1 protein-coding gene is annotated in these 244 nt (G+C 44.3%); it reads right to left on the bottom strand.

The genetic code is table 11. The annotated features are described in order from the left end of the window. Nucleotides 1-197, bottom strand: a 197-nt coding sequence (locus R0K30_RS23130; RefSeq protein WP_410613330.1) for a hypothetical protein, incomplete at its 3' end; no start/stop codon positions are given. Nucleotides 198-244: the final 47 nt, after the last annotated feature.

Here is a 244-nt window from a genome sequence, read left to right as displayed (position 1 = left end):
GATAGCAGGTAACTATGCGCAAGCTCGTTATCGATGCCATCAAGCACTTGATAAGTAAAGTCACGAATTCCATACACGGTATGCAATATAAAGGCGAGCTTCATTCGCTGAGCTGCTGACATAGCACTCAAACGCACGTCACTAGGAATAAAGAGAGCCTCTACGGTGACAAGCTCGGAGCTTTGCTTTTTGAGCAAGTTATCTCTCATAGGAAAGTGAGAACGATGGCCCATTTTGTTAAAAC

The organism is Bacillus sp. SIMBA_154 (assembly GCF_046536015.1).
GTDB classification, from domain to species: domain Bacteria; phylum Bacillota; class Bacilli; order Bacillales; family Bacillaceae; genus Bacillus; species Bacillus pumilus_P.
This window is presented reverse-complemented; position numbering and strand designations above follow the sequence as displayed.